General features: G+C 65.0%; 20 protein-coding genes, 1 other RNA gene and 3 pseudogenes. 11 read left to right on the top strand and 13 right to left on the bottom strand.

Annotated features, from left to right (window positions below; genetic code table 11):
* Window positions 1–73 precede the first annotated feature (73 nt).
* Window positions 74–598 carry a c-type cytochrome gene (locus PE067_RS21385; RefSeq protein ID WP_276191802.1) on the bottom strand — a complete coding sequence of 175 codons (525 nt, stop codon included), beginning with the start codon at window positions 596–598 and terminating at the stop codon, window positions 74–76.
* Between the two features lie 161 nt (window positions 599–759).
* Here PE067_RS21385 and PE067_RS21380 point away from each other — a divergent pair, with 161 nt between their 5' ends.
* The gene (locus PE067_RS21380; protein WP_276191801.1) at window positions 760–1,629 is read left to right on the top strand and encodes a prephenate dehydratase; all 870 of its coding nucleotides are present in this window, start codon (window positions 760–762) and stop codon (window positions 1,627–1,629) included.
* A 146-nt stretch (window positions 1,630–1,775) separates the two neighbouring features.
* On the opposite strand, the gene PE067_RS21375 is transcribed toward PE067_RS21380, so the two are convergent.
* The gene (locus PE067_RS21375) at window positions 1,776–2,237 is read right to left on the bottom strand and encodes an SRPBCC family protein (RefSeq protein ID WP_276191800.1); all 462 of its coding nucleotides are present in this window, start codon (window positions 2,235–2,237) and stop codon (window positions 1,776–1,778) included.
* 168 nt (window positions 2,238–2,405) lie between these two features.
* Between PE067_RS21375 and PE067_RS21370 the strand changes: the two genes are divergently transcribed.
* Window positions 2,406–4,250: a bifunctional 2',3'-cyclic-nucleotide 2'-phosphodiesterase/3'-nucleotidase gene (locus PE067_RS21370; RefSeq protein WP_276191799.1), complete on the top strand. Its 1,845-nt coding sequence runs from the start codon at window positions 2,406–2,408 to the stop codon at window positions 4,248–4,250.
* Between the two features lie 47 nt (window positions 4,251–4,297).
* Window positions 4,298–4,396, top strand: an RNA gene (gene ffs / locus PE067_RS21365) — signal recognition particle sRNA small type.
* A 38-nt stretch (window positions 4,397–4,434) separates the two neighbouring features.
* On the opposite strand, the gene PE067_RS21360 is transcribed toward ffs, so the two are convergent.
* A complete protein-coding gene (locus PE067_RS21360; protein WP_276191797.1) occupies window positions 4,435–5,031 on the bottom strand; it encodes an HNH endonuclease in 597 nt (198 codons plus the stop codon).
* Between the two features lie 158 nt (window positions 5,032–5,189).
* Entirely contained in the window at window positions 5,190–5,510 is a 321-nt protein-coding gene (gene sugE / locus PE067_RS21355) for a quaternary ammonium compound efflux SMR transporter SugE (protein ID WP_276191796.1), read from the bottom strand.
* A 124-nt stretch (window positions 5,511–5,634) separates the two neighbouring features.
* On the opposite strand from sugE, the gene PE067_RS21350 reads away from it, so the two are divergent.
* Window positions 5,635–6,069, top strand: a complete 435-nt coding sequence (locus PE067_RS21350; RefSeq protein ID WP_276191794.1) for a VOC family protein — start codon at window positions 5,635–5,637, stop codon at window positions 6,067–6,069.
* A gap of 246 nt (window positions 6,070–6,315) precedes the next feature.
* Here PE067_RS21350 and PE067_RS21345 read toward each other — a convergent pair whose 3' ends face one another.
* From PE067_RS21345 to PE067_RS21335, 3 genes are read right to left on the bottom strand one after another with little or no spacing between them, the layout of a single operon-like run.
* Window positions 6,316–6,969, bottom strand: a complete 654-nt coding sequence (locus PE067_RS21345; protein WP_276191793.1) for an alpha/beta fold hydrolase — start codon at window positions 6,967–6,969, stop codon at window positions 6,316–6,318.
* Between the two features lie 25 nt (window positions 6,970–6,994).
* On the bottom strand, window positions 6,995–7,618 hold the full coding sequence (locus tag PE067_RS21340; protein WP_276191790.1) for a DNA-3-methyladenine glycosylase 2 family protein: 624 nt from the start codon (window positions 7,616–7,618) through the stop codon (window positions 6,995–6,997).
* Window positions 7,618–8,274 (bottom strand): GntR family transcriptional regulator, encoded by a 657-nt coding sequence (locus PE067_RS21335; protein WP_276191789.1) that lies wholly within the window; start codon window positions 8,272–8,274, stop codon window positions 7,618–7,620. The genes PE067_RS21340 and PE067_RS21335 overlap by 1 nt, the downstream gene beginning before the upstream one ends.
* A 64-nt stretch (window positions 8,275–8,338) precedes the next feature.
* Here PE067_RS21335 and PE067_RS21330 point away from each other — a divergent pair, with 64 nt between their 5' ends.
* From PE067_RS21330 to purF, 6 genes and pseudogenes are all read left to right on the top strand, one after another.
* Window positions 8,339–9,025, top strand: a complete 687-nt coding sequence (locus tag PE067_RS21330) for a pyrimidine 5'-nucleotidase (RefSeq protein WP_276191788.1) — start codon at window positions 8,339–8,341, stop codon at window positions 9,023–9,025.
* A gap of 27 nt (window positions 9,026–9,052) precedes the next feature.
* Window positions 9,053–9,274, top strand: a complete 222-nt coding sequence (locus PE067_RS21325; protein WP_276191787.1) for a hypothetical protein — start codon at window positions 9,053–9,055, stop codon at window positions 9,272–9,274.
* Between the two features lie 7 nt (window positions 9,275–9,281).
* Window positions 9,282–10,472, top strand: a complete 1,191-nt coding sequence (locus PE067_RS21320) for a UbiH/UbiF family hydroxylase (protein ID WP_276191786.1) — start codon at window positions 9,282–9,284, stop codon at window positions 10,470–10,472.
* Window positions 10,473–10,699: 227 nt separating this feature from the next.
* Window positions 10,700–12,063 (top strand): annotated as a pseudogene (gene radA, locus PE067_RS21315) (DNA repair protein RadA).
* Window positions 12,064–12,105: 42 nt separating this feature from the next.
* Window positions 12,106–12,726: a CvpA family protein gene (locus PE067_RS21310; RefSeq protein WP_276191785.1), complete on the top strand. Its 621-nt coding sequence runs from the start codon at window positions 12,106–12,108 to the stop codon at window positions 12,724–12,726.
* A 137-nt stretch (window positions 12,727–12,863) separates the two neighbouring features.
* Window positions 12,864–14,373, top strand: a pseudogene (gene purF, locus PE067_RS21305) (amidophosphoribosyltransferase).
* 76 nt (window positions 14,374–14,449) lie between these two features.
* On the opposite strand, the gene PE067_RS21300 reads toward purF, so the two are convergent.
* The 4 genes from PE067_RS21300 to gmk all read right to left on the bottom strand — a co-directional run bounded on the left by PE067_RS21300 (window position 14,450) and on the right by gmk (window position 16,666).
* Window positions 14,450–15,199 carry an ATP-binding protein gene (locus tag PE067_RS21300; protein ID WP_346429750.1) on the bottom strand — a complete coding sequence of 250 codons (750 nt, stop codon included), beginning with the start codon at window positions 15,197–15,199 and terminating at the stop codon, window positions 14,450–14,452.
* An 86-nt stretch (window positions 15,200–15,285) separates the two neighbouring features.
* Complete coding sequence (locus PE067_RS22060; protein ID WP_346429749.1) at window positions 15,286–15,507, bottom strand: PAS domain-containing protein; 222 nt, start codon at window positions 15,505–15,507, stop codon at window positions 15,286–15,288.
* A gap of 11 nt (window positions 15,508–15,518) precedes the next feature.
* On the bottom strand, window positions 15,519–16,037 hold the full coding sequence (locus PE067_RS21295; protein WP_276191783.1) for a gamma carbonic anhydrase family protein: 519 nt from the start codon (window positions 16,035–16,037) through the stop codon (window positions 15,519–15,521).
* Window positions 16,034–16,666: a guanylate kinase gene (gene gmk / locus PE067_RS21290; RefSeq protein WP_276191781.1), complete on the bottom strand. Its 633-nt coding sequence runs from the start codon at window positions 16,664–16,666 to the stop codon at window positions 16,034–16,036. Before gmk ends, PE067_RS21295 begins: the two co-directional genes overlap by 4 nt.
* 262 nt (window positions 16,667–16,928) lie before the next feature.
* Between gmk and PE067_RS21285 the strand changes: the two genes are divergently transcribed.
* On the top strand, window positions 16,929–17,663 hold the full coding sequence (locus tag PE067_RS21285; protein ID WP_276191780.1) for a PAS domain-containing protein: 735 nt from the start codon (window positions 16,929–16,931) through the stop codon (window positions 17,661–17,663).
* Here PE067_RS21285 and PE067_RS21280 read toward each other — a convergent pair.
* Together PE067_RS21280 and PE067_RS21275 are read right to left on the bottom strand one after the other, a co-directional pair.
* Window positions 17,660–18,339: pseudogene (locus PE067_RS21280) on the bottom strand (ABC transporter ATP-binding protein). The gene PE067_RS21285 and the pseudogene PE067_RS21280 sit on opposite strands and share 4 nt — an antisense overlap.
* The gene (locus PE067_RS21275; RefSeq protein WP_276191779.1) at window positions 18,332–19,636 is read right to left on the bottom strand and encodes an ABC transporter permease; all 1,305 of its coding nucleotides are present in this window, start codon (window positions 19,634–19,636) and stop codon (window positions 18,332–18,334) included. Before PE067_RS21275 ends, PE067_RS21280 begins: the two are co-directional and overlap by 8 nt.
* Window positions 19,637–19,736 lie beyond the last annotated feature (100 nt).

Here is a 19,736-nt window from a genome sequence, read left to right as displayed (position 1 = left end):
AAAAAGGGGCACGGGATCGTTACCCGTGCCCCTTTTCCCGATTCTGCGATCCACCGGAATTCGGTTGGCGGGATCAGTTGGTGCCTTCCAGATATTTGATCAGATCGGCGCGTTCCTTGGCGCTGCGGATACCGGCAAAGGCCATTTTGGTGCCCGGGGTCGCGGCTTTCGGGTTGGTCAGGAAGTGGTCAAGCTCTTCCGGGGTCCAGTCGCCACCATGGGCGGCCATCGCATCGGAATAGTTGAAGCCCGCGACGGAACCGGCAGCGCGGCCGACAATGCCGTTCAGATGCGGGCCGGTGCCGTCCGCGCCGTCCAGCTTGTGGCAGGCGCGGCATTTGCCGAATGCCTTTTCACCGGCTGCTGCATCGGCTGCGGCATAGACTTCGGCAAAGGCGGGACCTTCGTCGACCGGGGCTTCGGCTGCACCGGCGGTTTCCTCGACCGGAATCGAATAGGCCTGCGCATGTTCGCCATCGCCATGCCCCTGCGGGCCGACGTGATAGAGCGCCGAGGCACCCCAGGAGGCCAGCATCAAAAACAGCAACGAGCCGATAATCGCGCCCGAGGCCTTGGTGATGGTCATGGTATCGAACATGTCTGCGGGTCCCTTGTGCGGTCTCTCCGTGGAATTGGCCGTATCTACGCGCTTTCACTTGTCCTGTTCAAGGTATAGTTGTTCGGCTGGCGTGACAACTGCGGCCATCTGATGTCGCCGCGACACGCACGGATACAGCATCGACGGGCGGGCAAAGCGATATGACGGACAATGTGATAGCCTTTCAGGGCGAACTGGGGGCCTACAGCCATCAGGCCTGCCGCATCTCGCGGCCCGGAATGGAGGTCCTGCCCTGCCGCACCTTCGAGGATGTGGTCGAAGCCGTGCGCAACAAAAAGGCCGGGCTGGCCATGCTGCCGGTCGAAAATTCGACCTATGGCCGGGTCGCCGATATCCATCACCTGCTGCCCGAAAGCGGGCTGCACATCATCGACGAGGCATTCGTTCGCGTTCATATCAGCCTGCTGGCCCTGCCCGGCACGCAGCTTGATCAGGTCACCGACGCCATGAGCCATACGGTCCTGCTGGGTCAGTGCCGCAACTTTCTGCGCAACCACAGCATCCGCAGCGTGACCGGCGCCGATACCGCCGGTTCCGCGATGGAGGTGGCCCGCCGCGGCATTCCGTCGCTGGCGGCCCTCGCCTCGCCCATTGCGGGCGAAATCTATGGTCTGGATGAGCTTGCTGCCGAAATCGAGGATTTCAAGAACAACACCACCCGCTTTCTGGTCATGTCGCGCGAGGCAAACCACGACCGGCGCCCCAACCCTGCCGGGGGCGATCTGATGATGACCAGCTTCGTCTTTCGCGTCCGCAACCTGCCCGCCGCGCTTTACAAGGCGATGGGCGGATTCGCGACGAATGGCGTCAACATGACCAAACTGGAAAGCTATATGGTCAACGGCTCCTTTACCGCGACGCAGTTCTATGCCGATATCGAAGGCCATCCCGACGATGCCCCCGTCGCCCGCGCGCTGGAAGAACTGGCCTATTTCACCTCAAGCCTGGATATTCTGGGCGTCTATCCCGCCGACCCGCGCCGCACCGGCGCCACCCGCGCGGCGGGCTGACCGGACGGGCTGGACTGCCCGGCACGAAAACGCACAAGCCGGGCGCGCCCGGCTTGTTGTCCACAGAATCACCCGCACAATCACCCTGTTACTGATCGCGGCGTCATATCCGCCATCCGGCCGGTGTCCGCCCGTGGTGCCAGCCTTCAGGCCGCCGCCGCGCGGGTCACATCGCCCAGCAATTCCGCGACGCGCAGCGCGAATTTGCGATCCAGCTGCGATTTTCCCAGTTTTGCGGTCTGCAGCAGCAGGCGGGCCTTCATGCTGCGCGGGCGAATATCCGCCTCGAACTGCAGACGCGCCCGCGTCCGGGTCAGCGCGATCACCGTCATGTCCAGCGAAACCTCGAACATGTCCGACACGCCTTCCATGCTGATGTTTTCGGGCCGGTCGAAACGGGTCACATCCAGCCGCAGGTGACGCGCCTTGCCGCGCCAATCGAAATTGATCAGCCAGGCCATGCCCGCCCCCGGCTCGCTGGCCGGATCGACACGGCGGACGACGGCGCCCCGGCGCGTCAGCAGACGCTCCAGCCGGTCGAAATCGCTGATCACATCGAACAGATATTCAGGCGAAAGATCAGTATCCTGACGGGTCGAAAACTTCATTCCTGCGACCTTCTCAATTCATCCCGGTTCAACATCGGTTTCGTCCAACCCTCGCTGGTTGCAGCCACAGATAAAGCTGCGGGCACATATCTAATATGACAATCGGCGCTTGCACAGTCGTAGCGACCTGGGCAAAAAAAACAACTAATGGTTGTTCAATAGTGCATTATGTCAGAAACGAAAACAGTCAGTACGCTTGGCATTCGGGTTCTGGCAACGACCGATCTCCATATGAATTTGCTTGGCTACGATTATTTTCTGGACCGGGAAAGTCGTGGCACCGGCCTTGCCGCCGTCGCGGGGCTGATCGGGGAATCACGTGCAACTCATGGGAACTGCCTGCTTTTTGACAATGGCGATTCACTTCAGGGAACCCCTCTGGGCGATTATGTTGCCGAAAGCCGGACCGCCCGTCCGGGGATGTCCCATCCGCTTGTGATCGCCATGAACCAACTTCGCTACGACGCTGCAACTGTTGGCAACCACGATTTCGCCTTTGGTAGCGATTTCTTGCTCAAATCGCTTGCCGATGCGCGTTTTCCGCTGGTCTCGACCAATCTGCACATGCGGCAGGCAGGTTTGATCCGCCGCAGCATCATGCTGGAGCGCCGCTTTCTCGACGATCAGGGCCGGGCGCATGACCTGCGCATCGGTGTTCTGGGCTTTCTGCCGCCGCAGACCACCGATTGGGACAGCGCCCTGCGCGCCGAGATGCGCGTCGACGACATCATCGACACGGCCCGGATCGCGGTGCCAAAGCTCAAGGCCGAAGGCGCCGATATCATCATCGCGCTGGCCCATAGCGGCATTGCCGGTCCGGCGATCCGGCCGGGGATGGAAAACGCCGCCGTCCCGCTGGCCGAAGTGCCGGGCATAGATGCGCTGGTCACCGGCCATATTCACCGCACCTTCCCCTCGGCCGATTTTCCGCCGGGTCCGGGCATCGACCCGCTGCGCGGGCTGCTGCATGGCAAACCGGCGGTCATGGCGGGGTTCTGGGGGTCGCATCTGGGGGTGATCGACCTTGAGCTGACGCGCAACAATCAGGGCTGGCAGGTCACCGGCAGCAGCGCCCGCGTGCTGGCGGTTCCGCCGGATGCCACGCCCGCGCCCGCCATCACCGCCGCGCTGGACCACGACCATCAGGCCACCATCCGCCATTTCGCGCGCCGGATCGCACGCACACCGGCGCCCATGCACAGTTTTCTGTCGCTGATCGGGCATGACGCCGGGCTGAATCTGGTCAATCAGGCGCAATCCGATTTCGTCCGGGCCGCGCTGGCCGGACATCCGGTCGCACGCCTGCCCGTCATCTCTGCCGCGGCGCCTGGCCGCGCGGGCGGTCGCGGCGGGCCAAGCCACTATACCGATATGCCCGCAGGCGATCTGACCCTGCGCAGCCTCGCGGATCTGTATCTTTACCCCAACCGGATCTGTGCGCTGGAGGTAACGGGCGCGCAAGTGACCGACTGGCTTGAGCGTGCCGCCGGAATCTTTTGCCAGATCCGGCCCGGTCAAGGCGATCAGCCGCTGCTGGATCCGAATTTCCCCAGCTATAATTTCGACGTGATTTCGGGGCTGGAATGGCGCATCGACCTGTCCGGACCGGCGCGCTACGATCCGACCGGCGCCCTGAATCACCCGCGCGCACAGCGCATCCGCGACCTGACCCATGCGGGCCGCCCGGTCGCGGCGGATGCCCGCTTCATTCTGGTCACGAACGGCTATCGCCTGTCGGAATGCGGGGTTTATGCCCCGCTGGCCCGCCGCGACCAGTTGGTGATCGACGGGGGCGAGCGCACACGCGACATTCTGCGACGCCATGTCGCGCGCGCCGGGACCGTCGCGCCGCCCTCGGCCCTGGGGTTTCGCTTTGCGCCGGTCGCGGGGGCCAGCGTCCTTTTCGACAGCAGCCCGGCCGTGACCGGCCATCTCGACATGATCGCCGGAATGTCGCCGCAGGTCATCGGCACCACCCCCGCCGGTTTCACCCGCCTGCGCCTGCATCTGTGACAAAGTTTTGACGGTTGCATTCCCCCCGCCACCGCCCTATCTAGGGGCGAGAGGTTGGCGCGGGCAGGCACCTCGCCAACCCGGTCAGGTCCGGAAGGAAGCAGCCGTAACGAGCCCCGCTTGGGTCGTTGTCCAGCCTCTCACCTTTTCCACACGGATTGCATTGCGGGCCGTTCCCGCCGTCTTAGCCGGCGATAAGTTCCACGTCCCAATACAGAAAATCCAGCCAGCTTTCGTGCAGGTGGTTCGGCGGAAAGCGGCGGCCTGCGGCGTGCAGGTCGGCGGCGCTTGGGCGGGCGGGTTTGCGGGCCAGCGTCAGACCCGAATTCCGCAGCGAACGGTTCGCCTTTTTCAGGTTGCAGGGCGAACAGGCCGCGACGACGTTTTCCCAGCTTGTGATCCCGCCCCGCGAACGCGGCACGACATGGTCAAAGGTCAGATCGCCGCGCGCGCCGCAATACTGGCAGCAGAATTCGTCCCTCAGAAAAAGATTGAAGCGCGTGAATGCCACGCGCTTCTGGGGTTTCACGAAATCTTTCAGGACGACCACACTGGGTATGCGTATGGCCTGACGCTGGCTTCGGACGGTTTCATCATATTCGGCGATGATGCTGACGCGGTCCAGCACCACGGCCTTGACCGCCTCTTGCCAGGGCAGCAGCGACAGCGGGTAATAGGACAGCGGGCGGAAATCCGCATTCAGCACCAGTGCCGGGAAATGCTTCAGCGCCGCCGGCTCTCTGACGAAATGGGTCCTGAAATCGCCCGTCTCTTTTCGCATCCCCGTTTCTTTTCGCATCCTTGTCGCTCCGCTTGTTCTTCGGAACCTCTGGTCACGGCCTGACTATATATCGCGTCGCGGGGCTGACAAGCGCATGAATATGGTCCCAACGCAAGATAATCCCAGTGCTGTGACACAGGCATGACGGCACCGCGCCACTAAGCCGGGCTGGAAATCTTCATCAAAATCAAGCCGGAAACGATCAGCCCGGCGGCCAGCACCCGCATCACGGTTGCCGGTTCGTTCAGGACAAAGATCCCGACCAGAAAAGCACCGACCGCGCCGATTCCCGTCCAGATCGCATAGGCGGTGCCAAGCGGCAACTGCCGCATCGCCAGCGCCAGGAACCAGAAGCTGACCAGCATCCCGACGATTGTCACGACCGACGGCCAGAGCTTTGTGAAACCCTGGGATTCCTTCAGGGCAAAGGCCCAGACCACTTCGAACAATCCGGCGATGAACAGCAATATCCAGGGCATGTGGCGCGATTTCCTTTTGCGGGTGGGAAATGATTTTCCTGTCAGGAAACAGATCAGGCAATCATTCCCCGCGCAAGGGGGCACACAGGGGGGAACGAAACCGCCCGCCGGATGGTTGGGAAGCATGGACAGACCCGGCATCCTCTCGACACTGGAATCGGCGCTTTATGCCGATGATCTGGCTGCGGCTGCGGCTTTCTGGGAAAATGTCATGGGGCTGGAGCGGATAGCGCTGGTGCCGGATCGCCATGTTTTCTATCGCGTCGGCTCCGGCGTGCTGCTGATTTTCCGGGCAGAGGCCACGCAGGTTGCGCCTGCCTCCGATGCCCGCCTGCCCGTCCTGCCCCATGGTGCCACCGGTCCCGGCCATTACTGCATGGCCGTCAGCGGCAAGGATCTGGACGGTTGGCGGGCATGGCTGGAAGGACAGGGCATCGCGATCGAGGCGGATTTCACCTGGCCCAAGGGCGGCCAGTCGCCAGAAGGGCGGTCGATCTATTTCCGCGACCCGGCAGGGAATTCGATCGAACTGGCCGATCCGCGGATCTGGGATCGCTGATCCCTCCAGATAAAAAGGTCGCCGCATCCGCGCGGCGACCCAATTCCGATGTCGGAAGAAACGGCGTCAGCGGCACGATTTCCGCGCAGCGGCCTGCACCGGAACGGCCCGTGTTCCGACAGCGCGCAAGGCAAGAACGCCTGCGGGAACCAGACAAAGGACAGTCATCCAGATCAGTTCCATATTACTTCCTCCTGTCGTTTCGATGACAGCGTAATACGCCCGCAGGGGGTTGCAAGCGCGAAATCAGGCGCCCAGCTTTTCACGAAGGAAAGACAGTGCCACCGAAAGCCCGTCGGGCGAGATGCCGTGGCCGGTGTTCTTCATGACATGGGTGTAAACCTCGAACCCGTCATTCACCAGAGCATCCGCCGCCAAACCCATGCTTTCAAAGGGAACCATCTGATCCTGATCGCCATGGGCCAGCAGCACAGGCGGGCGGGAGACGACCTCTGCGATCAGTTCGGGCGCGAGCAGCCGACCGGAAAAGCCGACGATCCCCGCCACGGGCTGTTCGCGACGCGGCAGGACATGCAGCGCCATCATCGTGCCCTGCGAAAAGCCGACCACGGCCAGCCGGTCCGGCGTGACGGATTCGTCGCGCAACACCTTGTCCAGAAATGCGTTCACATCCTCAATGGACAGGGCCATCGAGGACCGCGCCGCCTCCTCGGTCGAACCGTCCAGCCAGGGAATCGGGAACCACTGATAGCCCATCGGATTGTTGACGCAGGGTTCGGGCGCATCGGGGGCATAGAATGCGGTATCGGGCAGATGCGGCGCCAGCGGGTCGGCCAGCCCCAGCAGGTCGGCACCATCCGCGCCATAACCATGCAGAAAGACGACAACGGATTTCGCCTGTTTCGGCCCCTTGCGGCCGGATTTCAACTCTCGTGCCATCAGCTTCCTCTTGGATGTGGTCGGGCTAGCGAATGCCCTCGCCGCCCTTTGCCTGCCGGTAGTAAGCCCATAGCCCCCGCGCCGCAACCGAACGCCAGGGGCGCCAGGGTTCGGCCAGGGCGGTCAGGCCCGCAGGGCCGGGCCGGTCCGGCAGGTCGTACAGCAGCCGCGCCGATTCGGCCAAGGCAAGGTCCCCCGCCGCAAAGGCATCGGCACGGCCAAGCGCGAATTTCAGATAGATATCCGCCGTCCAGCGACCGATTCCGGGCAGCGCGGTCAGGCTGTCGATCACCGCATCGTCGGACATGTCGCGCAAGCCGGTCCAATCGACTCCCGCCTGAACAATGCCGCGCAAATATTTGATTTTCGGGCGCGACAGGCCCACCGCACGCAGATCGTCATCCGCCGCCCCGGCAATCGCCGCCTGATCGACCAGCCCCGCCGCCTGCATCCGCCCGGCAATCGCCGCCGCCGCCGCGGTCGAAATCTGCTGCGACACCACCGCGTCGCAGATCGCCGCGAAACCGTCCGGCCTGCGTCGCAGGGGCAAGGGGCCAAGCTGCGGCAATATCCGCGCCCAGACCGGACAGACGGCGGCCAGATGGGCCGCGCCCTCGTCCAGATCTGCCGGGGTTTCGATCAGGCGCATTACAGTTCGTTGTCGATACCCGTGGCGGGCTGTTCGCCGAACTGCCGGGCCTCTTCCTTCAGCCGCGTCTCGAAAGCGTTCGAGATATGCCGCCTAAGCGATTGTTCTGCCAGCGCGGAATCCCCAGATGCAATGGCATCGACCAGGGCCTGATGCTCTTCCAGCGCCACCGCACCGCGCCCCTTGGCGGCCAGGGTCGTGCGCGCCATCAGCGCCATGCTGCGATGCACCAGATCCAGTTGCTGCACCAGATAGCGATTGTGCGAGGCCAGATGCACCTGATGGTGAAAGCGGCGATTGGCCCGCGCCAGTGCCTGCGGGTCGTTCACGATGGCCTGATCCTCAGCCACCATGGCGCCCAGCACGCGGATTTCCTCGGGTGAGGCATTGCGGGCGGCAAGGCGGGCGGCCAACGCCTCCAGCTCGGCGCGGACGGTATAAAGCTCGGCCAGCTGGTTGTGATCCAGCGTCGCGATGATCAGCGAACGGCCATCGCGTTTCAGCATCGACTGCGTTTCCAGCCGTTGCAGCGCCTCGCGGACCGGGGTGCGCGACACGCCGAAACGCTCGGCCAGCTCGGATTCGACCAGACGGTCGCCGGGACGGAACACGCCGGTTTCGATGGCGCTGACGATCAGGGAATAAGCATCTTTCATGCCGCGACGTTCTGACACCCGCCGCCGGATTGCAAGCAAACTGCATCAGGGCTAGGCAGAAGCGATGAAACTGAACCATGTCGATACCTGGATCTTTGATCTGGACAACACGCTTTACGCGCCCGAGGTGCGGCTGTTCGACCAGATCGAGCGGCGCATGACGCAATATGTCATGCGCGTCACCGGCGCCCCCGAGGCCGAAGCCAGCCGCCTGCGCAACCATTACTGGCGCCAGCACGGCACGACGCTGGCCGGGCTGATGGCGGAACATGCGGTCGATCCCGTGCCCTATCTGCGCGAGGTCCATGACATCGACTTTTCCGCGCTGACCCCGGATCCCGATCTGGCCGCGCTGATCAGCGCCCTGCCCGGCCGCAAGATCGTCCATACCAACGGCGATTCGACCTATGCGCGGCGCGTGCTGGAACATCGCGGGCTGGATATCTTCGAGGCGGTCTATGGCATCGAAGAGGTCGCCTTTCACCCCAAGCCCGACGCCCGCGCCTATCATGCGGTGATCGCGGCACATGGCCTTGCCCCCACCCGCGCCGCCATGTTCGAGGACGACCCCCGCAATCTGCTCGTGCCCGATGCGCTTGGCATGGCGACGATCCTGGTCGGCTCTGGCCTGACCGGCGCCGATCCGGTGGAACTTGATCAGGATCATGGCGCGCATGTCCATCACCGCACTAATGACCTGAGCGATTTCCTTCGCGGGCTTGCTGGCGACAGCCGGTCCGTGACACCATGACGACAGGCTGACGCCAGGAGCAAACAGATGAGCAACCACGCCAAAACCGCCGCCGAAACCATGCCCCATGCCGCAGATGACCGCGCCGAGGCGCGCACGGTCCGCGCCATCATGCTGGTGCTTTTGCTGGTGGTCGCCGTTGTGGTCGCGATCACATGGATCTGGGGCCTGCCCGGCCTGACCATGGTCGCGCTGGCGGCGGCGGCCCTGGTGATGGTGATGCTGGTCGCCTATGCGGCGGGGTTCTGACGCGGCCATGCCCGATACGCAGGTCGATATCCTTGTCTCGGGCGGCGGGATTGCCGGGCTGGTCGCGGCTGCGGCTTTCGGCAGCGCGGGGTTCCGCGTGTTATGCGTCGATCCCGCCCCCCCGGTGACCGAGGAAGCGGCGGCGGGTTCGGACCTGCGTTCGACCGCCTTTCTGCAACCCTCGATCGGCATTCTGGCCGAAGCCGGGCTGTGGGACATGCTGGCCCCCCACGCGACGCCTTTGCAGATCATGCGCATCGTCGATGCCGGCGGCGCCCGGTCCGAGGCGCGGCTGGTGCGCGAATTCAACGCCGCCGAGATTTCCGAAAAGCCCTTTGGCTGGAACCTGCCCAACTGGCTGTTGAAACGCGAAATCTCGGCCCGGCTGACGCAGTTGCAGAATGTCGAATTCCGCCCCGGCACGGGAACGGCGGATCTGGTCGCCCGCGAAACCGGCGCGATTGCCACGCTGAGCGACGGCACCCGCGCCCATGCCCGGCTGGTCGTCGGCGCCGATGGCCGCAATTCGCCGGTGCGCGAGGCGCTTGGCATCGGTGTGCGCACGATCCGTTACGGGCAAAAGGCACTGGCCTTTGCCGTGACCCATGACCGGCCGCATGACAATATCTCGACCGAGGTGCATCGTTCCGGCGGGCCTTTTACGCTGGTGCCGCTGCCCGACCGCGAGGGGCGCCATTCCTCCGCCGTGGTCTGGCTGGAACGCGGCCCGGAAATCGCCCGGCTGTCCGCCCTGCCGCGCGAGGATTTTCAGGCCGCGATGAATGCACGTTCCGCCGGGGTGCTGGGCCATCTGACCCAAGCCACGCGGCTGACGACATGGCCGATCATCAGCCAGATCGCCGATGCCTTCACCGGCCCGCGCACCGCCCTGATCGCCGAGGCCGCCCATGTCGTCCCCCCGATCGGCGCGCAGGGGCTGAACATGAGCCTTGCCGATCTGGCCGCGCTGCTTGAACTGTCGCGCGACGAGCCGGGCTCTGCCGCCAGTCTGGCCGCATTCGCCCGCCATCGCCGCCCCGAGGCGCTGGCCCGCCTGACCGGCATCGACGCGCTGAACCGCGCCAGCATGGTCACCGCCCGGCCCCTGCGCGACCTGCGCGCCGCGATGCTGGGCAGCCTGTATGCCAGCGGCCCGGTGCGGCGCATGATGATGCGGGCGGGGCTGGGCGCGCAGTAAACTGCCCACCGCAACTGGCGCCCCACAACTTGCGCCCGGCACCCCCCGCCCGACAAGGCGCGGCAACGCTGGCACGACAATTCTGCGGCAATCGTCCCAGCCCCCTGCTTGTAGCGCGTCACGCCCGCAACGGGGCCCCATCCGCCCCGGTGTTGCGATCCGGCGCACGGGCTGCCCCTGCCCGCAGCGGCTTGCCTGAGCGCGCCCGATTTGCGACAAGCCGGGAAATGGCAAAATCGGTCACCAGCTTTACCTGCTCCGCCTGCGGCGCTTCGCACAAGAAATGGGCGGGGCGTTGCGATGCCTGCGGCGAATGGAACACCATCGTCGAGGAAGCCCCGCTCAGCCAGGGGCCGGGCCGTGGCCTTGGCGCGGCGCGGGGCAAGCCCGTGCCGCTGTCCGGGCTGGACACCAAGGAACCGCCCCCGCCCCGCGCGCAATCGGGGATCGAGGAATTCGACCGTGTGCTGGGCGGCGGGATCGTGCCGGGCAGCGCCGTGCTGGTCGGCGGCGATCCGGGCATCGGCAAATCGACCCTGCTGCTGCAGGCCGCTGCCGCGCTGGCCCGTCGCGGCGGCCATGTCATCTACCTGTCCGGCGAAGAGGCCACGGCGCAGGTCCGCATGCGCGCGCAGCGTCTTGGGCTGGCCGATGCGCCGGTGCGGCTTGGCGCCGAAACCGCGCTGCGCAACATCCTGACGACGCTGGACGCCGAAGGCGCCGATCTGGCCGTAATCGATTCGATCCAGACGCTGTGGTCCGACACGGTCGAGGCCGCGCCGGGTTCCGTCGGTCAGGTCCGCTCCGCCGCGCATGAGCTGGTGACCTTCGCCAAGCGCAGCGGCACCGCCATCGTGCTGGTCGGCCATGTCACCAAGGAAGGCCAGATCGCCGGTCCCCGCGTCGTCGAGCATATGGTCGATACCGTCCTGTATTTCGAGGGCGAGCGCGGCCACCAGTTCCGCATCCTGCGCGCCGTCAAGAACCGCTTCGGCCCCGCCGATGAAATCGGCGTCTTTGAAATGACCGGCGGCGGGCTGGCCGAGGTCCGCAACCCCTCGGCGCTGTTCCTGTCCGAACGCGGAACGCCGAACGCCGGCAGCGCGGTTTTCGCAGGCATCGAAGGGACGCGGCCCGTGCTGACCGAAATTCAGGCGCTGGTCGCGCCCTCGACGCTGGCCAGCCCGCGCCGCACGGTGGTCGGGCTTGATTCGGGGCGCGTGTCCACCATCCTTGCCGTGCTGGAGGCGCGCTGCGCCATCCCCTTTGCCGGGCTGGACGTGTTTTTGAACGTCGCGGGGGGATGCGTGTGCAGGAACCCGCCGCCGATCTGGCTATCGCGGCCGCCCTGCTCAGCGCCCGCGAGGATATCGCCCTGCCGCCCGAGGCGGTGATTTTCGGCGAAATCAGCCTGTCGGGGGCGCTACGTCCGGTCGCTCAGGCGGAAAACAGGTTGAAAGAGGCCCGGAAACTTGGTTTTTCACGGGCAATCTTGCCCGAGGCGCAAAAGGTCGAAGGCAATACGGATATGCGGATCGGCCGCGTTTCCGATCTGACGGGATTTGTGGGCGACACGTTCGGCGCAGGCTGACAGGCCCACCAGCGCAGGCAAACCCTGCGGAGGGACGGATAAATGGACGGTTTCACGATCATCGACGGCATTGTCGCGGCTGTCATCATCCTATCTGCGATCCTCGCCTATGCGCGGGGCTTCGTCCGCGAATCGCTGGCGATTCTGGGATGGATCGGCGCGGCGGTGCTGGCCTTCATCTTTGCGGCGACGGTCCGGCCGATGGTGGCGCAGGTCCCCGGCCTGAACCGTTTTCTGGCCGATAGCTGCGAATTGGCCACAATCGCCGGTTTCGCCGTGGTCTTTGCCGTGGCGCTGGTGATTTTCTCGGTCATCACGCCGCTGTTTTCATCGGTGGTGCAGCGTTCGGCGCTTGGCGGCGTGGATCAGGGCATGGGGTTCCTGTTCGGCGTGGCGCGGGGCGTGCTGCTGGTTGCGGTGGCCTTCATCGTCTATGACCGGGTCATGGCATCCGAACCCGTCGCGGTGGTGGACAACTCGCGGTCTGCGCAGGTCTTCAACCGCCTCAGCGGTCAGGTCGGCGAACAGATCCCGCAGGATGCGCCGGGCTGGATCGTCGGACGTTACGAACAGATGGTGCGCAGCTGCGTCGCAGATGGCGCTTCGGTGACGCCCGCGACGGAAATGCCCGCCGCCCCGACGCCGGAAAACCCCGCGAATTAAGACCGGGTAACCGCATTAAGGCGGTCTGATGACAAAATGTTCGCCCCGCCTGTTCGGCGGGGCGTGACTTTTCCCGGCCACAGCCCTACATAGACGGTAGCGCCAACGGCAGAGCCACAGGACCTGAGACGGTAATGATGCAGCCATTCCTTGCCCATCCCTTCGATTCGGACCGTCTGCATGAAGAATGCGGCGTGTTCGGCGTCATCGGCGTCACCGATGCGGCCAATTTCGTCGCCCTTGGCCTGCACGCCCTGCAGCACCGGGGCCAGGAAGCCGGCGGCATCATCAGCCCATGACGCCGGACAGCGGGCTTCAACAGCGCCCATCGCTTTGGCTATGTGCGCGACAATTTCACCAAGCAATCGACGATGGAAACGCTGCCGGGGCCGCTGGCCATCGGCCATGTCCGCTATTCGACCGCAGGCACCAAGGCCGCGACGGCGATTCGCGACGTCCAGCCGTTTTTCGGCGAATTCGCCATGGGCGGCTGCGCGATTGCGCATAACGGCAATATCACCAATGCCATGGCGCTGCAGCCGCGAACTGATCGAGCGTGGCTCGATCTTCCAGTCCAGCGTCGGACAGCGAATGCATCATCCACCTGATGGCGCGCTCGATCCAACGCAATATCCCCGAACGGATGAAGGACGCGCTGCGCCGGGTCGAGGGTGCGTTTTCGGTCATCGCCATGACCCGCACCAAGCTGATCGGCGTGCGCGACCCCTTGGGCGTGCGGCCGCTGGTGCTGGGCAAGGTCGGCGACGACGGCTTCGTGCTGTCCTCGGAAACCTGCGCGCTGGACATCATCGGCGCCGAGTTCATCCGCGAGATCGATCCGGGCGAGATGGTGGTGATCTCGAAGGGCGAGATCGAAAGCATCGCGCCCCTTCGGCCCCTCCAAGGGCCGGTTCTGCATTTTCGAGCATGTCTATTTCTCGCGCCCCGATCTGATCATCGGCGGCCGCTCGGTCTATGAGACCCGGCGCCAGATCGGCGTGGAACTGGCCCGCGAGGCCCCGGTCGAGGCCGATCTGGTCTGCCCGGTGCCCGACTCGCGGCACGCCCGGCAGCCATCGGCTATCGCCCATGAAAGCGGCATCCCCTTTGGCATGGGCATCATCCGCAACCAGTACATGGGCCGGACCTTCATCGAGCCGACCGAGCAGATCCGCAACATGGGCGTGCGGCTGAAGCTGAACGTCAACCGGGCGCTGGTCAGGGGCAAGCGCGTGGTGCTGGTCGACGATTCGGTGGTGCGCGGCACGACCTGCGCGCAAGATCAAGGACATGATCCTGGACGCCGGCGCCGACGAGGTGCATTTCCGCATCGCCAGCCCGCCGACGGCATGGCCCTGCTTCTACGGCGTCGACACGCCCGACCGCGACAAGCTGCTGGCCGCGAACATGACGCCCGAGGACATGCGCGAATGGATCGGCGTGGACAGCCTGCGTTTCGTGTCGCTGGACGGGCTTTACCGCGCCGCCGGCGAGGCGAACGGGCGCAACAACTCCTGCCCGCAATATTGCGACGCCTGCTTTTCCGGCGATTATCCGGTCGCACCATTCGACCAGCTGGAACGCGGCTTCCACATGAAGCCCGGTTCCGAAACCGCGCCGGTCACCACCAATCACGCGGCGGAATGACCCGCTGCACATGACAATCCCGCCGGAACCGGCGGGGTTTGTCATTGGTCATCTGCGATGCTTCAGCGCATCGGCATTACCGCATCGGCATTTCGGGCAGCACCACGGTAAAGCGGCTACCCACGCCCTTTTCGCTTTCGATCCGCAGGCGACCGCGATGGCGGTTGATGATGTGCTTGACGATCGCCAGCCCCAGCCCCGTGCCACCCTTTTCGCGCGAACGGTGGGTATCGACGCGGTAGAACCGTTCGGTCAGGCGGGGCAGATGCAGGGCGTCGATGCCTTCGCCCTCATCGGCGACGGTGATCGCCCAGGCCGCGCCGCGCACGACCGGTTCGTGGTCGATATGGGCAGCTTCCAGCCGGACGCGCTCGCCCGCGCCACCATATTTCACCGCGTTTTCGATCAGGTTGTGAAAGACCTGCACAAGCTGGTCGGCATCGCCCGCAACCGCAACCGGGTCCGACACCGCGGCCAGTTCGATCCGCACACCCGCCGCAGCCGCCGCCTGCGTCAGCGTCGCCACGACATTGCGCAACAGGGCCAGCAGATCGACGCTCTCGGCCGGGCGGCGGCGTTCTTCGGATTCGACCCGGCTGAGCGACAGCAGATCCGCGATCAGCCGGTTCATCCGGCCCGCCTCGCGTTCCATGATGTCCAGAAAGCGGTCGCGGGCCTTGGGGTCGTTCCGCGCCGGGCCGCGCAGGGTTTCGATGAAGCCCTGCAGCGCGGTCAGGGGCGTGCGCAATTCATGGCTGACATTGGCGACGAAATCGCGCCGCATTTCATCCGCGCGTTCCAGCGAGGTGCGGTCGACCAGCGCCACCACGACGCCGCGACGGGTGCCGATGCTGATCGGGGTGATGCTGACATCGACCGACAGATCGCGCCCCTCGGCGCTGATCTGGGCGGTCAGCTGCGCCGCGCTCTGGCGCGGTCTCGCCCAGAATGCGTCTCGACGGCGTCGTTGATCTGGGGATGACGGATCGCGGTGACGAAGGGCCGCCCGACCGGCCCGGCGCCGAACAGTTCGCGCGCCGCCGCATTGGCCAGAATCAGCCGGGTCGAGCGGTCGACCGCCAGCATCGCATTCGGCACCGCCTCGATCAGCTCTTCGGCAGAGGGTGCGGGCATGTCGGGTCCCATCAGATCTGCCGCAAACCGGCACGGAACCGGCGGGCATTGGCCTGATAGCGTTCGGCCGAGGCGATCAGCCCGGCCTGCGCGGCGGCGTCCAGCTCGCGGATGACCTTGCCCGGCGCCCCCATGACCAGCGCGCCGGGGGGGATTTCCTTGCCCTCGGCGATCAGGGCACCCGCGCCGATCAGCGCCCCCGCGCCGATTTTCGCGCCGTTCAGGATGGTCGCGCCCATGCCGATCAGCGCGCCGTCGCCGATCTGGCAGCCATGCAGGATGGCGCGGTGGCCGATGGTGCAGTTTTCCCCGATCGGCAGCGGATGGCCGGGATCGGTGTGAAAGACGCACAGATCCTGCACGTTCGAGCCGCGCCCGATGCGGATCACCTCGTTGTCGCCGCGCAGGACGGCGCCCCACCAGACGCTGCTGTCGGGTTCCAGCACGACATGGCCCATCAGCTGCGCATCGGGCGCGACCCATGCGCTTTCAGCGATTTCGGGGCGGACCCCGTCAAGTTCCCAGATCATGCGCCTTGCTCCTCCATCAGTTTGCGGACAAAGGGGCCAAGGCCGGTCTGACGGTCGCGGCGCAGGCGTTCGGCCGTCAGGATGGTCTTGAGCGCCTCGGTCGAGCGGTCCAGGTCATCATTGACCAGAACATAATCATATTCGGCCCAATGGCTGATTTCATTCAGACTTTTTTCCATGCGGCCGCGGATCACCTGATCGGAATCCTGGCCCCGGCTGTGCAGGCGCCGTTCCAGTTCGCCCATGCTGGGCGGCAGGACAAAGATCGACACGACATGGCTGCCAAGCGCAGAGGCGCGGATCTGCTGGCCGCCCTGCCAATCGACATCGAACAGCGTATCCGCCCCCTGCTGCATCGCCGATTCGACCGGCGCGCGCGGGGTGCCGTAGAAATTGCCGAAAACCTCGGCATGTTCCAGCATCTGACCGGCGGCGACCATCTGCTGGAATTCGTCGCGGCTGCGGAAATAGTAATGCTGGCCGTCGATCTCTCCGGGGCGGGGCTGGCGCGTCGTCGCGGATACCGAAAATTTCAGCGTCGGATCCCATTCGATCAGCCGCCGTGCCAAAGTGGACTTGCCTGCCCCCGAAGGAGAGGAGAGGATGATCAGAAGTCCGCTGCGTTCCATATGCGCCCCGTGCCTGCCCTGCTGTCAGCTTTCCCTGCTGTCAGGGTTCAATGCGCGGCAGGGCTGGCGGGGTCAAGACCTGACGGAAGACAGGGTTTCGCGATGGATTTCAGGGATGAACCGGGCCGCTTTAACCACTCGTCAACATTTCGGTCGGATTCGCGGCTGAAAAATACTATCCAAAGACAGTATCCAAGTCAGAAAACGTTACCGAGTTCGCGACATGTTCAGCAATGACGATCAGGAACCAGGCGCAAAGACCTTGCCCCCGGCCGGCTCCGATTCCAGGGACGCCCCCCAGGACGATCCCCGGCAAAAGCCCGGCGAACTGCTGCGCCTTGCCGATTTCGACCGCATCCGCCCCGGCCAGATCATTCTGGAGATGCGGGCCTATTGGGAAAGCCTGCGCAAGGGCCGCGCCATTCCGATGCGCGCCGATGTCGAGCCGCGCGGCATCCGCAATGCGCTGGATTATGCCTTTATCCTTGAACGCATCGCGCCGGGGGCCGCGCGCTTTCGTCTGGCCGGGCGCCATCTGATCGACCTGATGGGGATGGAGGTGCGCGGCATGCCCCTGTGTGCGCTGATCAATGCGCGTGGCCGCGGGCGGCTGTCGGATGTGCTGGAAAGCGTTTTCAAGGCCCCTCAGATCGCGGAAATCCGCCTGTATTCCGAAGGCGCCTATGCGCAGCCCGCGCTGGATGCGCGGCTGTTGCTGCTGCCCCTGCGCTCGGATCTGGGCGATGTGACGCGCGCCCTGGGCTGTTTCATCGCCGAGGGCGAGATCGGTCAGGCGCCGCGCCGTTTCGACATTACCGGCGACGAATGCCAGCCGGTGATTCCCGGCGCCGTGGTGCTGGAGCCTTCGCCCTCATCCCATGGTTTCGCCGAACCGCCCGCGCCCTTTCGCGCCGCCCCCCCGGACCAGCGCCACCGCGAGGCGGACACGCCCGAGGAACGCCGCGCGCGTTTTCGCATCGTGTCCGACAAGACCTAGCCGCGCGGCCCTTGCAGCGCGGCGAGGTCGATGACCCGGTCCATGCGCGCGGCCAGATCAAGGTTATGGGTCGCGATCAGCGCCGAAAGGCCGGTGTCGCGCACCAGCCCGACCAGCATGTCGAACACCCGGTCCGATGTCGCCGGGTCCAGATTGCCGGTCGGCTCATCGGCCAGAAGCAGCGCAGGATCATTCGCAAGCGCCCGGCAAAAGGCCACGCGCTGCTGTTCGCCCCCGACATTTCGGCGGGCCGGTGATCGGCGCGGTCGCCCAAGCCGACCCGGCCCAGCAGATCGAGCGCACGGGCGCGCGCATCCGCCTGCGGCCGGCCATTCGCCAGTTGCGGCAGGATGATGTTTTCGGCGGCCGAAAATTCGGGCAGCAGGTGATGGAACTGATAGACAAAGCCCAGATCGTTGCGCCGCGCCTCGGTCCGGGCGGCGTCGGACAGGCCGGTCATGTCGCGCCCGTTCAGAATGACCCGGCCCGCGTCCGGCGTATCCAGCAGCCCCGCAATATGCAGCAGCGTCGATTTCCCCGCACCCGAGGGCGCGACCAGCGCCACGACCTCGCCCGTGCCGACCGTCAGGTCCAGCCCGGACAGGACCTTGACGGCCGGGGCGCTGGCGCGCGCATAGGTCTTGGAAATCGCGTCCAGTTTCAGAATGTCATTCATAGCGCAAAGCCTCGACCGGGTTCATGCGCGCCGCGCGCCGCGCCGGAAAGATGGTGACGACAAAGGACAGAAACAGCGACAGCCCGACCGCCTTGGCGATATCGGCGGCCTGCAGCTTCGCCGACAGTTGATAGATGCCGCGCACCGAAGGTTCCCACGCACCGCCGTTCGACAGCCAGTTCACGAAGGTCATGATGTGATCGACGTTCAGCGACAGCGCGACCCCCAGAAGCACCCCGGCAATCGTGCCGATGATCCCGGTGAAGGCGCCGCACAGGAAAAACACCCGCAGGATCGACCCTTCGGTCAGGCCCATCGTGCGCAGGATGCCGATGTCGCGGCCCTTGTTCTTGACCAGCATGATCAGCCCCGAGGTGATGTTCATCGACGCGATCAGCACCAGAATCGACAGGATGATGAACATCACGTCATCCTCGACCTTGAGCGAGCTCAGGATATCGCCCCAGGCATCTTTCCACGTCCAGATCATCGCGCCCTGCCCCGCGACGCCGATCAGTTCAGGCGTCCAGTCGTCGATCCTTTCGACATCATTGACGAAAACCTGGATTTCGTCGGCCACGCCCTCGCGGTTGAAAAAGGACTGCGCCTCGTCCAGCGGCAGGTAGATGCGGGTGCGGTCGATGTCATAGCGGCCCGCGGAAAAGACATAGACGACGGTATAGGAATCGATCCGCGGCGTCGTGCCAAAGGCCGTCTTGGCGCCGTTCGGGGCCGTCAGCGTGACCTTGTCGCCGACGCCAACCCCCAATTCGCGCGCGATCCCCATGCCGATCGCGATGCCGTCGCCCTGCAGCGCGTCGATATCGCCATAGCCGGTTTCCGGGTTGACGATGCGCGTCATCGCCTTGAGATCGTCCAGCGAAATGCCAAGGACCTCTGCCACATTGGCCCGGTCCCCGGCCGAGGCCATGACCTGCCCCTTGACCGTCGGCACCGCATGGGTAACGCCCGGAACCGCCGCCAGCCGGGCCGCCAGATCCTGATAATCCTCGACCAGACCGGGGACGGTATAAATCTCGTCGGTCAGTTCGTTGGTGATGCTGCCGGGCGGGTAATAGACGGTGCTATGGGCATTGGCGCCGACCACGGAATCGACGAAATCCGCGCGAAACCCGGCCCTGACGGCCAGCGTGGCGACCAGCGCCATGACGCCCAGGGTGATCCCGATCAGACTGATCCAGGTCATCACGCTGACCCCACCCTCGGCCCGCCTTGCACGCAGATAGCGCCATGCGATCATGAATTCGAAACGCGAAAAGGGGCGCGGGCTGGCCATCGGTCACCTTCAATTATGCTTGCAACTGATTGGCGCGTCGGGCGCGGTTATGCAAGCCAACAAGGGCGTGACCCGCAAGCGGGGCGCCCCGAAACTAAGA

Origin of the sequence: Paracoccus sp. DMF-8 (genome assembly GCF_029309835.1) — a bacterium.
GTDB lineage: Bacteria > Pseudomonadota > Alphaproteobacteria > Rhodobacterales > Rhodobacteraceae > Paracoccus.
The sequence above is the reverse complement of the archived record's forward strand: the minus strand, read 5'-3'. Positions and strand labels throughout refer to the sequence as shown.

Excerpts from the sequence above, each read along its gene's own strand:
- PE067_RS21385 (WP_276191802.1), bottom strand. The coding sequence starts at position 598 with ATGTTCGATACCATGACCATCACCAAGGCCTCGGGCGCGATTATCGGC.
- PE067_RS21380 (WP_276191801.1), top strand. The coding sequence starts at position 760 with ATGACGGACAATGTGATAGCCTTTCAGGGCGAACTGGGGGCCTACAGC.
- PE067_RS21375 (WP_276191800.1), bottom strand. The coding sequence starts at position 2,237 with ATGAAGTTTTCGACCCGTCAGGATACTGATCTTTCGCCTGAATATCTG.
- PE067_RS21370 (WP_276191799.1), top strand. The coding sequence starts at position 2,406 with ATGTCAGAAACGAAAACAGTCAGTACGCTTGGCATTCGGGTTCTGGCA.
- PE067_RS21360 (WP_276191797.1), bottom strand. The coding sequence starts at position 5,031 with ATGCGAAAAGAGACGGGCGATTTCAGGACCCATTTCGTCAGAGAGCCG.
- sugE (WP_276191796.1), bottom strand. The coding sequence starts at position 5,510 with ATGCCCTGGATATTGCTGTTCATCGCCGGATTGTTCGAAGTGGTCTGG.
- PE067_RS21350 (WP_276191794.1), top strand. The coding sequence starts at position 5,635 with ATGGACAGACCCGGCATCCTCTCGACACTGGAATCGGCGCTTTATGCC.
- PE067_RS21345 (WP_276191793.1), bottom strand. The coding sequence starts at position 6,969 with ATGGCACGAGAGTTGAAATCCGGCCGCAAGGGGCCGAAACAGGCGAAA.
- PE067_RS21340 (WP_276191790.1), bottom strand. The coding sequence starts at position 7,618 with ATGCGCCTGATCGAAACCCCGGCAGATCTGGACGAGGGCGCGGCCCAT.
- PE067_RS21335 (WP_276191789.1), bottom strand. The coding sequence starts at position 8,274 with ATGAAAGATGCTTATTCCCTGATCGTCAGCGCCATCGAAACCGGCGTG.
- PE067_RS21330 (WP_276191788.1), top strand. The coding sequence starts at position 8,339 with ATGAAACTGAACCATGTCGATACCTGGATCTTTGATCTGGACAACACG.
- PE067_RS21325 (WP_276191787.1), top strand. The coding sequence starts at position 9,053 with ATGAGCAACCACGCCAAAACCGCCGCCGAAACCATGCCCCATGCCGCA.
- PE067_RS21320 (WP_276191786.1), top strand. The coding sequence starts at position 9,282 with ATGCCCGATACGCAGGTCGATATCCTTGTCTCGGGCGGCGGGATTGCC.
- PE067_RS21310 (WP_276191785.1), top strand. The coding sequence starts at position 12,106 with ATGGACGGTTTCACGATCATCGACGGCATTGTCGCGGCTGTCATCATC.
- PE067_RS22060 (WP_346429749.1), bottom strand. The coding sequence starts at position 15,507 with ATGCCCGCACCCTCTGCCGAAGAGCTGATCGAGGCGGTGCCGAATGCG.
- PE067_RS21295 (WP_276191783.1), bottom strand. The coding sequence starts at position 16,037 with ATGATCTGGGAACTTGACGGGGTCCGCCCCGAAATCGCTGAAAGCGCA.
- gmk (WP_276191781.1), bottom strand. The coding sequence starts at position 16,666 with ATGGAACGCAGCGGACTTCTGATCATCCTCTCCTCTCCTTCGGGGGCA.
- PE067_RS21275 (WP_276191779.1), bottom strand. The coding sequence starts at position 19,636 with ATGGCCAGCCCGCGCCCCTTTTCGCGTTTCGAATTCATGATCGCATGG.